This is a genomic window from Herbiconiux sp. (assembly GCF_004297105.1).
GTDB lineage: Bacteria > Actinomycetota > Actinomycetes > Actinomycetales > Microbacteriaceae > Herbiconiux.
The window spans coordinates 167,874-182,455 of record NZ_SCVE01000018.1; the positions used below are offsets into that span (position 1 = coordinate 167,874).

At 69.4% G+C, this 14,582-nt stretch carries 13 protein-coding genes; 5 read left to right on the plus strand and 8 right to left on the minus strand.

The features are described from left to right. Positions 1-32: 32 nt before the first annotated feature. Entirely contained in the window at positions 33-632 is a 600-nt protein-coding gene (locus EPO52_RS14405; RefSeq protein WP_290807710.1) for a TetR/AcrR family transcriptional regulator, read from the minus strand. Between the two features lie 172 nt (positions 633-804). Here EPO52_RS14405 and EPO52_RS14410 point away from each other — a divergent pair, with 172 nt between their 5' ends. The 4 genes from EPO52_RS14410 to EPO52_RS14425 all read left to right on the plus strand — a co-directional run bounded on the left by EPO52_RS14410 (position 805) and on the right by EPO52_RS14425 (position 6,125). After that, a complete protein-coding gene (locus EPO52_RS14410) occupies positions 805-2,436 on the plus strand; it encodes an ABC transporter substrate-binding protein (protein ID WP_290807713.1) in 1,632 nt (543 codons plus the stop codon). A 145-nt stretch (positions 2,437-2,581) separates the two neighbouring features. Continuing rightward, positions 2,582-3,565 (plus strand): ABC transporter permease, encoded by a 984-nt coding sequence (locus EPO52_RS14415; RefSeq protein WP_363340451.1) that lies wholly within the window; start codon positions 2,582-2,584, stop codon positions 3,563-3,565. Continuing rightward, positions 3,562-4,455 carry an ABC transporter permease gene (locus EPO52_RS14420; RefSeq protein WP_290807717.1) on the plus strand — a complete coding sequence of 298 codons (894 nt, stop codon included), beginning with the start codon at positions 3,562-3,564 and terminating at the stop codon, positions 4,453-4,455. The genes EPO52_RS14415 and EPO52_RS14420 overlap by 4 nt, the downstream gene beginning before the upstream one ends. Beyond that, on the plus strand, positions 4,452-6,125 hold the full coding sequence (locus EPO52_RS14425; RefSeq protein WP_290807719.1) for an ABC transporter ATP-binding protein: 1,674 nt from the start codon (positions 4,452-4,454) through the stop codon (positions 6,123-6,125). The genes EPO52_RS14420 and EPO52_RS14425 overlap by 4 nt, the downstream gene beginning before the upstream one ends. Positions 6,126-6,205: 80 nt before the next feature. Here the strand turns inward: EPO52_RS14425 and EPO52_RS14430 are convergent, their stop codons facing one another. The 3 genes from EPO52_RS14430 to EPO52_RS14440 all read right to left on the minus strand — a co-directional run bounded on the left by EPO52_RS14430 (position 6,206) and on the right by EPO52_RS14440 (position 9,053). Further along, entirely contained in the window at positions 6,206-7,885 is a 1,680-nt protein-coding gene (locus tag EPO52_RS14430; RefSeq protein ID WP_290807721.1) for an AMP-binding protein, read from the minus strand. A 347-nt stretch (positions 7,886-8,232) separates the two neighbouring features. Then, entirely contained in the window at positions 8,233-8,688 is a 456-nt protein-coding gene (locus EPO52_RS14435; protein WP_290807722.1) for a MaoC/PaaZ C-terminal domain-containing protein, read from the minus strand. A gap of 62 nt (positions 8,689-8,750) precedes the next feature. Beyond that, the gene (locus tag EPO52_RS14440; protein WP_290807724.1) at positions 8,751-9,053 is read right to left on the minus strand and encodes a hypothetical protein; all 303 of its coding nucleotides are present in this window, start codon (positions 9,051-9,053) and stop codon (positions 8,751-8,753) included. Positions 9,054-9,224: 171 nt separating this feature from the next. Between EPO52_RS14440 and EPO52_RS14445 the strand changes: the two genes are divergently transcribed. Continuing rightward, on the plus strand, positions 9,225-9,686 hold the full coding sequence (locus EPO52_RS14445) for a DUF559 domain-containing protein (RefSeq protein WP_290807726.1): 462 nt from the start codon (positions 9,225-9,227) through the stop codon (positions 9,684-9,686). Here EPO52_RS14445 and ispG read toward each other — a convergent pair. From ispG to EPO52_RS14465, 4 genes are all read right to left on the minus strand, one after another. Continuing rightward, on the minus strand, positions 9,676-10,827 hold the full coding sequence (gene ispG, locus EPO52_RS14450; protein WP_290807728.1) for a flavodoxin-dependent (E)-4-hydroxy-3-methylbut-2-enyl-diphosphate synthase: 1,152 nt from the start codon (positions 10,825-10,827) through the stop codon (positions 9,676-9,678). The genes EPO52_RS14445 and ispG overlap by 11 nt on opposite strands. An 81-nt stretch (positions 10,828-10,908) precedes the next feature. Beyond that, the gene (locus EPO52_RS14455) at positions 10,909-12,237 is read right to left on the minus strand and encodes a site-2 protease family protein (protein ID WP_290807730.1); all 1,329 of its coding nucleotides are present in this window, start codon (positions 12,235-12,237) and stop codon (positions 10,909-10,911) included. 69 nt (positions 12,238-12,306) lie between these two features. After that, positions 12,307-13,392 (minus strand): 1-deoxy-D-xylulose-5-phosphate reductoisomerase, encoded by a 1,086-nt coding sequence (locus EPO52_RS14460; RefSeq protein ID WP_290807732.1) that lies wholly within the window; start codon positions 13,390-13,392, stop codon positions 12,307-12,309. Between the two features lie 149 nt (positions 13,393-13,541). Continuing rightward, positions 13,542-14,540: an FKBP-type peptidyl-prolyl cis-trans isomerase gene (locus EPO52_RS14465; RefSeq protein WP_290807734.1), complete on the minus strand. Its 999-nt coding sequence runs from the start codon at positions 14,538-14,540 to the stop codon at positions 13,542-13,544. Between the last annotated feature and the right edge of the window lie 42 nt (positions 14,541-14,582).

Genomic DNA, 14,582 nt, shown 5'->3' on the forward strand with positions numbered 1-14,582 from the left:
ATTGCCGGTTCGACGCCATGCTGCTCACCATTCTACCTGATAGGCGGGGTGGCGAAGCCGGTGAGCACCGGATGCACGACCCGCTCCAGGTAGGACTCGAGGGACTCGCGGCGCGGACCGGCCGCGGCCCAGCGACCGACGGCGGCGGCGGCCGCGCCCAGCACCGCGAGCGCGATGGCACGGGCCCGGAAGCCCGCATCCGCGCCGGTGAGACGGGGAGCGAGATAGGTCTCGATGGCGTCGGCGTGCGCGAGCGCGCGGGCGAGGCCGGTGGCGCGGAGCTCGTCGTCGACACCCATCACCTCCCACTGGGTGAGCACGAGGGGTGCGCGGGCGGCGCCGAAGCCTCGCGCGGTCTGCCGGAGGGCGTGTTCGACGCCCTCGAGGGGATCGAGGTCGTCGGGGATCGCCACGAGCGCCATCTCCAGTGCGCTGCGGCTTGCGTCGAGCTCGACCCAGAGCAGGTCGCTCTTGGAGCCGAAGTAGTTGAAGAAGGTGTTGCGGCTCACTCCGGCGCGCTGGGCGATCTGCTCGATGGTGGTCTTCGCGTAGCCCTGTTCGAGGAAGAGCTCGGATGCCGCCTCCTCGAGCATCGGCTGGGAGGAGGCTCTGGGGCGACCCGCACCGCTCATCGGCTTTCCTCTCCTGCACCATCACGGACTCCGCCGGTTCTGTACCCGGATCGGCGGATGGGAATAACTGCACCGGGTCCAACAATTAGACTGGGTGGCGATCACAGCAGATCGCTCCCCCACCATTCCACACGAGACAGGTTCCGTCGTGCCACTGCACCATCGCTCCCGCATGATTTCGCTCGCCGGCGTCGTCACCGCATCCGCTCTTCTCATCGCCTTGGCGGGCTGCGCCGCGGATGCGCCGGTGTCCGTCGATTCCACGCCCGTGGCGGGCGGCACGCTCACCTACGCGACCGGGTTCGGCGAGCCCACCTGTCTCGACCCGCACGTGGGCGGCAACATGCCTCAGGCACTCGTGGGCACGAATGTGCTGGAGTCGTTGTTCTCGCAGGACGAGTCGGGTGCGATCGTGCCGTGGCTGGCATCCGGTGCCACCGTGTCGGAAGACGGGCTCACGGTCGACGTGGCGCTGAACGAGGGCATCTCGTTCACCGATGGCACCCCGTTCGACGCCGACGCGGTGGTGGCGAACATCACGCACATGAAAGACCCGAACACGGCGTCGTCGACGGCCATCCTCGCCCTCGGCAAGGTGACCTCGGTGGAGGCGGTCGATCCCCTCACCGCACGGTTCACCCTGTCGGAGCCCGACAGTGCGCTGCAGGAGTCGCTGGCGCAGACCTGGCTCGCGATGGAGTCGCCGGCGGGGCTCGCCCGGGGAATGGACGCGAACTGCGAGGCGCCCATCGGCACCGGTCCGTTCGTGTTCTCGGAGTGGGTGAAGCAAGACCACGTCACACTCACCCGCAACGAGGCCTACAACTCGGCGCCCGCGGGCGCGGCCCACTCGGGCCCCGCCTACCTCGACACGATCGAGTGGCGATTCATCCCCGACACCGCCACGCGCTTTGCGGCGCTGCAGTCCGGCCAGGTCGACGTCATCGACGAGATGCAGCCCGACAACGTGGTGGCGGCGGCGTCGAGCGATCAGTTCGACGTGCTGACGGGAGCTTTGCCGGGCGCCTCCATCCGACTCGAGCTGAACTCGGGCTACGCCCCCTTCGATGACGAACGCGTGCGGAAGGCGTTCATCGCCTCGGCCGATGTGAACCCGGGCATCGAGAGCCTGTTCTTCGGCACGGTCGACCGCTCCTACTCGGTGCTGTCGACCTCCACTCCGTACGGTGCCTCGTTCGAAGACGACTACGCCATCGACACCGACAAGGCGAACACCCTTCTGGACGAGGCCGGCTGGACGTCACGCGACAGCGACGGAACCCGGATGAAAGACGGCGAGCGCCTCGTGGTCGACTTCCCGATCTCCACGAACCAGTCGATCCCGGCCGAGCAGTCACTGTTCGAGCAGATCCAGGCCACCACGAAGGAGGTCGGATTCGACGTGGAGCTCCACCCGCTCGACCTGTCGAGCTGGTATGCGGCGCTCGGGTCGTGGGACTTCGACGTGACGAGCGCCATCTACACGAAGAACTCGCCCGACGTGCTGCGCATCCTGTACCACTCCGACAACATCATCCCGGCGCCGAGTGGCTACCACCCCAACAACGCGCACGTGTCGATCCCCGAGCTGGATGCGCTGCTCACCGAGGCCGGTGAGACCTCCGATGCCGCGGTGCGCGAGAAAGACTACGCCGCCGCGCAGAAGCTGCTCGCTGACGGGGCCTACGTTCTGCCGCTGTACGACCACCTGCAGAAGATCGGCTACTCCACCACGGTGCAGGGGCTGACGCTGCTGCCCACCCTGCAGATCCCGTACTTCGGCGACACGTGGGTACAGGGCTGAGGCAGAAGGCCCGGGCAACGGACACTCCATGACGAATCGACGGAGTTCTGGGCTTTCGACGGCTCCCGGCTCCGTCGATTCCGGCGGAGCCGCCGATTCTCCGTCGACTCCGACGGCGGAGTGTGGGGGCAGCAGGATCGGCGGGGTGGCCGGGCGGGTGGGGGTTCGGGTGCTCGGCGGGGTGTTCGTGCTCTGGGCGGCGGCGACCCTCACGTTCTTCGGGCTGCGGCTGATCCCGGGCGACCCGGCGCAGGCCATCCTCGGCGGCCCGGGATCGCAGGCGAGCGCCGAGGCGCTGGCCGCCGTGCGGGCCGAGTACGGACTCGACCAGTCGATCTGGGTGCAGTACGTGCAGTACCTCGGGCGGCTCATCACCGGTGACCTCGGTTCGTCGTACTCCCTCCGGATGCCCGTGGCCGAGGTGATCGGCGCGCAGATCGGTGGCACGCTGCTGCTCGCCGCGCTGTCGCTCGCGGTCGCCTGGGCGATCGCTCTCGGCCTCGCCACCTGGTCGACGCGCGGCGGACGCGTGGCCGGCGCCGTCGCATCCGGGCTCGAGATCGTGGCGGCCGCGGTGCCCCACTTCTGGCTCGCCACCGTGCTGGTGCTCGTGTTCAGCACGACCCTGCGCTGGCTGCCCGCGGTCTCCACACCCGGGCCGGCGGGCCTGGTATTGCCGGTCGTCACGCTGGCACTGCCCCTCGCGGGCTTCCTGGGCCAGGTGATGCGCGAATCGGTTCTGGATGCGCTGGCCTCCCCGTTCGTGGTCTCGGCCCGGGCGCGCGGCGAGACCGAGAGCGGCGTGCGGTGGCGGCACGTTCTGCGGCACGGGGCACTCCCGGGCATCGCCCTCTCCGGGTGGGCGTTCGGCTGGCTGATCTCGGGAGCGGTGGTGGTGGAGACGATCTTCGCGCGCCCGGGCCTCGGCCGCACCCTGCTGAACGCCGTGCAACTGCGTGACGTGCCGCTCGTGATCGGCGTGGTGCTGGTGGTGGCGCTCGGCTACGTGCTCATGACGGTGCTGACGGATGCGGCCTCCCGCCTCGCCGACCCGCGACTCGCCCAGCCCGGGGCCACGGGCCGGCGAGTCGCAGATCCGGTGCTCACTCCGTCGGGGGGATCGCGATGACGCTGCTCGAACCCGAGGTCGAGTCCGATGCCGGGCGACCTGCCGACGGCCGGCGCGGTCACGCGGGATCCGGGCATGGGAGCGCGCGCGGCCGGGTGCTCGGGGTCGCCCAGTGGGTGGCACTGGGGGTGATCGGAGTGCTGCTCGTGGCGGCCGTGCTGCCCGGGCTGCTGGCGCCGGGTGATCCGCTGGCCATCGACCCGGCGCAGGCGTTCCTGTCGCCGCGGTGGGGGCATCCGTTCGGCACCGACGAATCGGGGCGCGACATCTACACACGGGTCGTGCACGGCGCGGCTCCGTCGCTCGTGATCGGCGTCGCCGCCACCGGCATCGGCATCGCGCTGGCCCTCGTGCTCGGATTGGCGGCCGCCCTCGGTGGGCGGGTCGTCGATTTCGGGGTGAGCAGGTTTCTCGAGGTGCTGTTCGCCTTTCCAGGGCTGCTGCTGGCCCTGCTCGTGATCACGGTCTATGGCCCTGGAGTGGTGACATCGACGATCGCCGTGGGGCTCGCCACGGCACCGGGGTATGCCCGCATCATCCGCTCGCAGGCCCGTGCCGTGGCCGGAGCACCCTACGTCGAGGCGGCCGTGGTGCTCGGGCGGTCGCGGGCGCGCATCCTGGGGCGGCACATCCTGCCGAACGCCCTGCTGCCCGTGTTCGTGCTGGTGACGCTCGGCATCGGTCAGGCGATCGTGTGGGCGGCGGCGCTCAGCTACCTCGGACTCGGCGCGGAGCCGCCCACCGCCGAGTGGGGTGCCATGCTCTTCGCCGGCAAGAACTACCTGGCCACCGCCTGGTGGATGACCTTCTTCCCCGGGCTCGCCATCGTGGTCGCCGCCGCAGCCACCACCGTTCTCGGCCGCGCCCTGCAGAAGCGGGGTGCGCGATGAACGATGCACCTCTCGTTCGCGTCGAGAACCTGCGGGTGGGATTCGGGGCCCCGGGCGGGCCGGCGGTGGTCGACGGGGTGTCGTTCGAGCTGCACGCCGGGCGCACGGTGGCGCTCGTGGGCGAATCCGGCTCCGGCAAATCCGTCACCGCCCGGTCGCTCGTGGGGTTGGTCGGCGCGGGCTCGTGGGTGGCCGCCGGCGCGCTCGACGTGGGCGGAGCATCCGTTCTCGGCCCGGCGGATCGCGGCGGGCGCACACGTGGACCGTCGGCCGCGGCGTGGCGACGCATCCGGGGCCGGCAGATCGGGCTCGTTCTGCAGGATGCGCTCGTGTCGCTCGATCCCCTGCGGCCGATCGAGCGGGAGATCGGCGACGCCCTGAGGCTGAACACGCCGTTGTCGGCGGCCGCGAGACGAACGCGCGTGCTCGAACTGCTCGAGGCGGTGGGCATGCCCGAGCCGGCCGAGCGGATGCGGCAGCGCTCCGGAGAGCTCTCGGGAGGCTTGCGGCAGCGGGCCCTGATCGCCTCGGCCATCGCCGCCGATCCGCCCGTGCTGATCGCCGATGAACCCACCACCGCGCTCGATTCCACCGTGCAGGCGCGGATCCTCGAGCTGCTCGAAAGCATCACCGCGCGCGGGACAGCGTTGCTGTTCATCAGCCATGACCTGGCCGTGGTGTCCCGTCTCGCCGACGAGGTGCTCGTGATGCGCGGCGGGCGCGTGGTGGAGTCGGGCCCGACCGAGGCCGTGCTCGGCGACCCGCAGCACGAGTACACCCGCGCGCTCGTGCGCGCCGTGCCCACGGGTGTGGCCCGCGGCATCCGCCTCTCGGCGCCGCGGCCCGCAGCCGCCATGCCCCCGCCCGCATCGGCGAGCAATCAGGATTCGCGCGAAACCGCTCCGGAGAGCGCTCACGATGATCCCTCGCGGCAGCGTGTGGTGCTCGACGTGCGCGGGGTCAGCAAGCGCTTCGCCCGACGGATGGCCGTCGACGACGTGTCGCTCCAGGTTCCCCGCGGGGGCACCCTCGGCGTGGTGGGGCAGTCGGGTTCGGGCAAGACCACGCTGGCCCGCATCATCCTCGGACTCACGCCGCCCGACGCCGGCAGCGTGCTGCTCGAGGGCGGGGCCTGGGTGCCCGCGCCCGAACGGGTTCGCCGGCCACGAAGGCCCCGACTGGGGGCGGTGTACCAGGATGCTCTCTCGTCATTCGACCCGCGGCTGACCGTCGGCCAGATCCTGGCCGACGCGGCCGGCGATCGCAGCCGGGTGACCGAGTTGCTCGACGACGTGGGCCTCGCCGGGCAGGTCGCGGATGCGCGGCCGCTCGACCTCTCCGGAGGTCAACGCCAGCGGGTCTCCATCGCCCGGGCGCTGGCTCCTCGGCCCGGCCTGATCATCTGCGACGAGCCCGTCTCGGCCCTCGACGTCACCATCCAGGCCCAGGTGCTCGACCTCTTCGACGAGTTGCAGGAGCGCCACGGGTTGAGCTACCTGTTCATCTCGCACGACCTCGGCGTCATCCAGCACATGAGCGACACGATCGCGGTGATGCACGACGGCAGGGTGGTGGAGCAGGGGTCCGCCGCGGAGGTGTTCTCGAACCCGCAGAGCCCGTACACCCAGTCGCTGCTCGCGGCTGCGCCGCGTCTCGGCCGCTCGGCCTGAGCGACGAGTCGTAGACAGCCGCGAGCGATTCCCTCGGGAATCCCGGCCGCACGCGACGGGCCACACTCGCGACTTGCGCGTCAGAGACGATCGCTCCGCCATTCCGACGCGATCTCCACACCGTCATCGAACGCCTCCTGCTCGCGGTCGCGCAGCTCCACCCGGCGGATCTTTCCCGAGATCGTCTTCGGCAGGTCGAAGAACTCGAGGCGGCGCACGCGCTCGTACGCCGACAGCTCCGAGGCGCTGTGCGTGAACAGGGCGCGAGCGGTCTCGGCGTCGGGCTGCCACCCTTCGGCCAGAGCGACGTAGGCCTTCACCACGGTGTGCCGCGTCGCATCCGGAGCCGGCACCACCGCTGACTCGGCCACGGCCGGATGCCGCAGGAGCACACTCTCCACCTCGAACGGCGAGATCTTGTAGTCGGACGACTTGAAGATGTCGTCGGTGCGGCCGATGAACGTGATGGTGCCGTCATCCGCCTGCTCGGCGACGTCTCCGGTGTGGAAGTAGCCGCCGGCGCGCGCTTCGGCTGTGCGTGCCTCGTCGGCGAGGTAGCCCGTCATGAGGTTCACGGGAAGGGACGCGAGATCGAGGCAGATCTCGCCCGTGGTGGCGGGCTCACCGCTCACCGGGTCGATGATCGCGATCGAGATGCCGGGCAGGGGCCGACCCATCGAACCGGGCACCACCGCACCGCCGGGTGGGTTGGCGATGAGGGCGGTGGTCTCGGTCTGGCCGTAGCCGTCGCGGATGGTGAGACCCCAGGCATCCTGAACCGCCGAGATCACGCCCGGGTTGAGTGGTTCGCCGGCCGAGAGCGCCTCGCGGAGCTTGCGGGGCTTCGTTCCGAGTTCGGCCTGGATGAGCATCCGCCACACGGTCGGCGGCGCGCAGAAGGTGCCGACGCCGGCTTCGTCGAGCTTCTGACGCAGGGCGATCGGATCGAAGCGCCCGTAGTTGTAGACGAACACGGTGGCCTCGGCGTTCCATGGCGCGAAGAACAGGCTCCAGGCGTGCTTGCCCCAGCCCGGTGAACTGATGGCGAGGTGCACGTCGCCGGGACGGAGACCGAGCCAGTAGAGGGTCGACAGGTGACCCACCGGGTACGAGACGTGGCTGTGCACCACCATCTTGGGTTTCGACGTGGTGCCGGAGGTGAAGTAGATGAGGCACGGGTCGTCCGAGTTCACGGTGACCGTGGGGCTGATGCCGATGCCCTCGAGCGACTCGTCGTAGTCTCGCCAGCCCTCGGTGGCGCCGCCCACGACGATGCGGGTGTAGTCGCCCTCGAGGCTCGCGAACTTGGCGGTGTCGGCGCGATCGACGATCACGTGACTCACCCGCCCGCGCTCGAGCCGATCGGCGAGGTCGGCGGTGGAGAGCAGAGTGGTGGTGGGCAGGATGACGGCACCCAGCTTCATGATGGCGAGCATCGACTCCCACAGCTCCACCCGGTTGCCGAGCATGAGCATCACGTGGTCGCCCTGCTCGACGCCGGCCGCGGAGAGCCAGGCGGCCACCTCGTCGGAGCGCCAGCGCATCCGGTCGAAGCTGACGCTGGTGTCACGGCCATCTTCTTCGACGATGCGCAGTGCGGTCTTCTCGTTGCCCACGGCGATGGCGTCGAACCAGTCGACGGCCCAGTTGAAGTGCTCCCCCACATCGGGCCACACGAACGCAGCCTCGGCCGCCGCTGCGTCGTCGCGGTGCTCGATCAGGGTGGTGCGGGCGGCCCGGAGGTTCTCGGTCGGGTTCATCCCTCTAGTCTGCCGCGTCCCATCGCGCGCAGTGCGCACGACATCCGTGTCGTCACGGCCTTGTACGGCGATCATGAATACGGTTCTCCACGAAGGCGGATGCAGAATGCACGCCGCGGAGAATCGGGACGATGGCGAGGAAGACTGAGCTCAGCAAGGCGCTCGAACGCGAGTGGGAGGTGTGGGTGCGGCAGAGGGCCTCCAGGACGACACCGTGCGTCACTCCCTGACCTACATGCTGGTGACTGCCCGGGTGCATCATGGCACCAACGACGGGTTCGGGGCACCCGTCGTGCCTTCATCTCCGAACCGGACCTAGGCCGCCCGGATGCGGCGAGGGCGCTCGATCAGGCGGCGGCGCGGGTGAGCATGAGCATGTCCATGCGGCCCGACTGCACCACGTCGCCGTGCTGGTTGCGGAGGGTGAGCATCCGCTCGACCACGCCTGTCGTGCCCGACGAGGTGAGCCGCAGACCCAGGATCTCCACGGTGCAGGTGAGGGTGTCGCCGATGAAGACCGGCGCCGCGAAGCGCCAGCCGTCGATGCCGAGCAACGCGACGGAGCTGCCCTCGAAGACGCCCGTGCGGGCGATGAGGCCGAGCGCCAGGGATGCGCCGTAGAGGCCGTTCACGATGCGCTGGCCGAATCTCGAGGCGGCCGCGAATTCCGCATCGGTGTGCAGCTGGTTGTTGTCGTTGGTGAGCGCCGCGAACATCACGAGGTCGGTCTCGGTGACCGTCTTGCCCGGGGTGACGAACACCTGTCCGGTCGCGAAATCCTCGAAGTAATGCGTCTCTGCCATGCAGCCAGAGTAGCGAAGCTCCCCTACTCCACTCGGGAGGGGGTCGTGGATTCGTCCACAGATCACGACGCGCCGGGCGTCGAGCGTAACCCGCACGGCACGATCGACGGATGCTCCTTGCCACCCTCGCCGCGCTCGGCGGCGTTGCGGCCACCCGCATCCTCCTGCACGAGCACGGCGTGCACGAGCGGGAGCTGCGAGCGGCTGTCGCTCGCGGCGACATCAGGCGCGTGCGCCAAGGCTGGGTCGCGCTTCCGGCGGCAGACCCCGACGTGGTGGCGGCCGTGCGGGTCGGCGGGGCACTCACCTGCACCTCCGTGCTCCGCCACACGCGCGTCTGGACCGATCACGACCATGGCGTTCACGTGCGCGTCCTGCCTACCAACGCCCGGCTCAGCTCTCCCCTGGATCGGGGCCGCCCACTTGGGGCCCGGAGCTCCGTCACGGTCCATCGTCCGGGGTGGGCGCCGACCCCGACGGAGGCTGTCGACTGCTTCACCACCGCCCTGGCAGTCGCTACCCGGTGCCAACCTCGGATGTCAGCGATCGCCACGCTGGACTCAGCACTCAACCTCAAGCTCACCACCCTGTCGGCTCTGCAGGATGTGCTCGCGCCATTGCCGGCGAAGTATCGCGCCTACCTCGACCTCGTCGGTCCCTCGGCACAGTCCGGGTTGGAGACCAAGACACGCCTCGCCCTCCGGAGCAGGCGAGTACGGCTGCGGAGCCAAGTGCGCCTGCCACGTGTCGGCAAGGTCGATCTGGTGGTGGGCGAACGGCTCGTGCTCGAGCTGGACGGCTACGAATGGCACTCCCGGAAGGCCGACTTCGAAGAAGACCGACGCCGCGACCGCGAGCTGACCTCTCAGGGCTACCAGGTTCTCCGTCTGAGCTATGCGCAGGTCACGACCGATTGGCCGGGCTGCGAAGACGCGATTCTGGGCATGATCCGGCTCCGCCGCCACCTCTGGCCACGACGAGCCCAAATCAGGCGGTGACCACCTGCGGGCTGCCGGTGACGTCGGACGGCATCTCGGCGGCGAGGCGGTTGGCCTCCTCGATCAGCGTGGCCACGATCTCCGACTCGGGCACGGTCTTGATCACCTCGCCCTTCACGAAGATCTGGCCCTTGCCGTTGCCCGAGGCCACACCGAGGTCGGCCTCGCGCGCCTCGCCGGGCCCGTTCACGACACAGCCCATCACCGCAACCCGCAGCGGCACGCTCATGCCTTCGAGCCCGTCGGTCACCGCGTTCGCGAGCGAGTACACGTCGACCTGCGCGCGCCCGCACGAGGGGCACGACACGATCTCGAGCTTGCGCTCACGGAGGTTCAGCGACTGCAGGATCTGCAGTCCCACCTTCACCTCTTCGGCAGGCGGCGCCGACAGCGAGACGCGGATGGTGTCGCCGATGCCCTCCGACAGGAGGATGCCGAACGCCGTGGCGCTCTTGATGGTGCCCTGGAACGACGGCCCCGCCTCGGTGACCCCGAGGTGCAGCGGCCAGTCGCCACGCTCGGCGAGCAACCGGTACGCCTTCACCATGATGATCGGATCGTTGTGCTTCACCGAGATCTTGAAGTCGTGGAAGTCGTGCTCCTCGAACAGCGACGCCTCCCACACGGCGCTCTCAACGAGCGCCTCGGGGGTGGCCTTGCCGTACTTGGCGAGCAGCGACGGCTCGAGCGAACCGGCGTTCACACCGATGCGGATCGACACCCCGGCAGCCTTGGCCGCCGCGGCGATCTTGCCCACCTGGTCGTCGAACTTGCGGATGTTGCCCGGGTTCACCCGAACGGCCGCGCACCCCGCATCGATTGCCGCGTACACGTAGTTGGGCTGGAAATGGATGTCGGCGATCACCGGGATCTGCGACTTCTTCGCAATGATCGGCAGCGCCTCGGCGTCATCGCGCGAGGGCACCGCCACACGCACGATGTCGCAACCGGATGCCGTGAGCTCGGCGATCTGCTGCAGCGTCGCGTTGATGTTCGGCGTGGGGGTGGTGCACATCGACTGCACGCTCACGGGGGCGTCACCCCCGACGAGCACCTTGCCCACCTTGATCTGGCGGGACTTGCGCCGCGGAGCGAGGGTTTCGGGCGGGGGCTTGGGCATCCCCAGGTTGATTGCAGGCACGGATCCAGTCTAGAACCGCAGTCTGGATACGCGGTCAGCGCAGGGTGAATAGCCCGGGACGAACCGACGGATGCCCGCGGCTCAGCCGAAGACGTTGATGGGCTTCACGATGTCGGCGTAGACGAGGAGTGCCGTCATTCCGCCGAACAGGATGACCACGGCGAACGTCAACGGCATGAGCTTGGCGGCGTCGACCGGCCCCGGATCCTTGCGTTTGAACAGCCTGGCCCAGCCGCGCCGGATGGCCTCCCAGATCGCCGCGGCCACATGACCGCCGTCGAGCGGGGTGAGCGGCACGAGGTTGATCACGAGCAGCGCAACGTTCAGGGAACCGAGGAGCCCGAGCAGGCTGGCGGCCTTGGAGGCGAGAGGGATCGTGTCGATCGACGCGATCTCGCCGGCCACCCGGCCGACGCCCACCACGCTGATCGGCCCGTTGATGTCGCGCTCCCCCGAGCCGAACGCGGCCTGCGCCACGTCGTAGAGCCGCTGCGGGAGGTTCACCACGAGGTTCACCGTGCTGGCGATGTTCTCGCCCACCATGGGCAGCACCGCGGTGATGGGCTGGGGCACCAGCTGGCTCGCGGCCCCGATGCCCACGAAGCCCACTTCCTGGGTCTGCTTGGTGCCATCGGCGTTGGTGACGACGGCACCCGTGTCGTCGGTGACGTACCGCTCGGTGAGCAGCGGGGTGATGCTGAGCGTGACCTCTTGGCCGTCGCGCTCCACCACCACGGGTAGCGCGGTTCCGGCGGAGTCGCGGATGATCTCGGTCGACTGGTCCCAACTCGTGATGGGGGTGCCGTCGATGCTCACGAGCCTGTCACCCGGCTGCAGTCCTGCCGCAGCGCCCGGCGACGCGGCGTCGCCCGCCTCGCAGTCCTGCCGGTCGCTCGTGGCCGGCAGCACACAGGCCGACACGCTGCCGACGGTGGTGGAACTCTGCGCGGTGCCGAACCCCACGAGCACGATCGAGAAGAACACCACGGCCAGCACGAGGTTCATGAACGGGCCGCCGAGCATCACGATGATGCGCTGCCAGACCGGCTTGCGGTAGAAGGCCCGGTCTTCGTCGGTGCCGATGGTGAGCTGTGACTGGGCACGCGCATCCTGAACCATCGACTGGAAGAAACCGGTGCTGTTCGCCACCGCCTTGCCGCCGCTACGACGCGGCGGGAACATGCCGATCATCGAGATGTAGCCACCGAACGGGATGGCCTTCAGGCCGTACTCCGTCTCTCCCCGCTTGCGCGAGAAGATGGTGGGGCCGAACCCCACCATGTACTGGGTGACCTTGATGCCGAAGAGTTTCGCGGGCACGAGGTGGCCCACCTCGTGGAGCCCGATGGAGACGGCGACGCCGACGGCGATGATGAGTACGCCGAGAATGAACTGCAAGACCGTTTCCACACCAGGACACTACCCTGGCGCGGAATGAGGCCGCTGATCGTTGGCTGAACGCCGGATGTGGGGTCTCCGTCAGGCGTGGGCGATGAGCTGATCGGCCGTCGCTCGAGCCCACGACTCCGCGTCGGCGAGCGACTCACGAGTCACGGTCTCCCCCGGCATCTCGTGGGCGTCGACGACCCGCTGCACGGTGTCGACGATGTCGAGGAATCCGATTCTCCCCGCGTGGAACGCGGCCACCGCCTGCTCGTTGGCGGCGTTGAACACCGCCGGGTAGCTTCCCCCCGCACGGCCCACCTGCTTCGCCAGGGCGACGGCCGGGAAGGCCACCTCGTCGAGCGGCGCGAACGTCCACGAGTGCGAGGCCGTCCAGTCGATGGGGGCGCCTACCCCCGGCACGCGCGCCGGCCAGTCGAGGCCGAGGGCGATCGGCAGCCGCATGTCGGGGGGCGAGGCCTGGGCGATGGTGGAGCCATCCGTGAACTCCACCATCGAGTGCACGACCGACTGCGGATGCACCGTCACCTCGATGTCGGCGTAGGCCACGTCGAACAGCAGGTGCGCCTCGATCACCTCGAGCCCCTTGTTCACGAGGGTGGCCGAGTTCGTGGTGACCACGAGGCCCATGTCCCAGGTGGGATGTGCGAGGGCTTCGCGGGGTGTGACATCCGTCATCTCCGCACGGCTGCGCCCACGGAACGGGCCCCCGGATGCGGTGAGCACGAGCCGCGCCACCTCGTCGGCGGTTCCGGAGCGAAGGGCTTGCGCGATGGCCGAGTGCTCGGAGTCGACGGGCACGATCTGGCCGGGCTTCGCGGCCCCGCGCACGAGGTCGCCGCCCACGATGAGGCTCTCCTTGTTGGCGAGCGCGAGGGTGCGGCCGGCCTCGAGAGCGGCGAGGGTCGGACCGAGTCCGACCGATCCCGTGATGCCGTTGAGCACGACGTCGGCCTCGACATCGCGCACGATCTGCTCGGCATCGAGCTCACCGAGCCCGGTGTCGTCGACGTGGAACTCGGCCGCCTGGGCGTCGAGCGCCGCGCGGTTCGTGCCGGCCACAAGACCCACCACATCGAACTTGTCGGGGTTGGCCCGGATGACGTCGAGCGCCTGAACGCCGATGGAACCGGTGGAGCCGAGGATGATGACGCGTTTCACGGTGCCATCCTCCCATCCGCGCCGCCGTTCCGCCTGCGCGAGCGCAGGCGGCGGGAGGACTACCGGCGTAACTAGGAGAATCCGTGAGACCGACGCCGTATAGGGCCTCGGTCTCACGGATTCGCGTAGTTACCCGGTTCTGTGTGGGATCAGCCTGCCGTCTGGGTGGCCGAGGCAGAGGCCAGGATGTCGATCACGAAGACGAGCGTGTCGGTGCCCGAGATGCCGGCCGAGCTGTTGCCGTCGGATCCGTAGCCCTGGTCGGGCGGGATCACGACGACGACCTGCGACCCGACGGTCTGGCCGACCATCGCGGCCGCGAAGCCGCTGACGACGCCGGTGGTCTGGAAGGTGCGCGGACCGCCGTTGCCCCAGCTCTGATCGAAGATGGTGCCGCTGCCCCAGATCAGACCCTGGTACTGCACGGTGACGTTGTCGCCGTCGCCCACGACCGCTCCGTCGCCCTTCTTGAGGGTCTCGACCTGCAGCGTGCTGGGCGGGTCGGTGGCCGGGATGGAGACGGTGGGGGCTCCGTCGTCGGCGAGCGTGACGGTCGGGAAACCGTCTTGTGCGGGCTGGTCGGTGCCTTCGGCCCGGGTGGGGATGATGCCCTCGATGTCGGCCACCATCACGAGCGTGTCGCCCGCGGCGATGCCGAGCGACGAGTTGCCCGAGTCGCCGAACGCGTCAGCCGGCGGGATGACCGCGACCACACGCGAGCCCACCGGGGCACACGCCACGGCCTCGACGATGCCCGGGATGTACTGCGTGGAGTCGACGGTGAGCTGAAGCTGGGTGCCGCCCTCATCGAGCGTGGAGAACACCTTGTCGCCCGAGGAGCCGTTGTAGATGGTGAAGTCGATGGTGGCCACCGACCCGAACTCGACGTTGTCGCCGTCGCCCTCGGTGACGATGGTGCGCTGGGTGGAGTCGACGGTGAGCGGACCCTGGAAGGCGGTGGTCGGGGCGGCACCGAAGTCACCGGTGACGGTGACGCTGTCGGATGCGCTGCCCGAGCTCGCGCACTCGGTGGAGCCCGCGGCACCGGCGGTGGGCGTCGAGGTGGCGGTGGGCTCCGACGAGGAGCACCCCGCGAGAAGCAGTGTTGCCGCGACGGCGGCGGCCGCGACGGCCGTGATTGAACGCATGGGTCCTCTTCGTTGGAATCGTGGGGATCGCGAGTCAGTCTT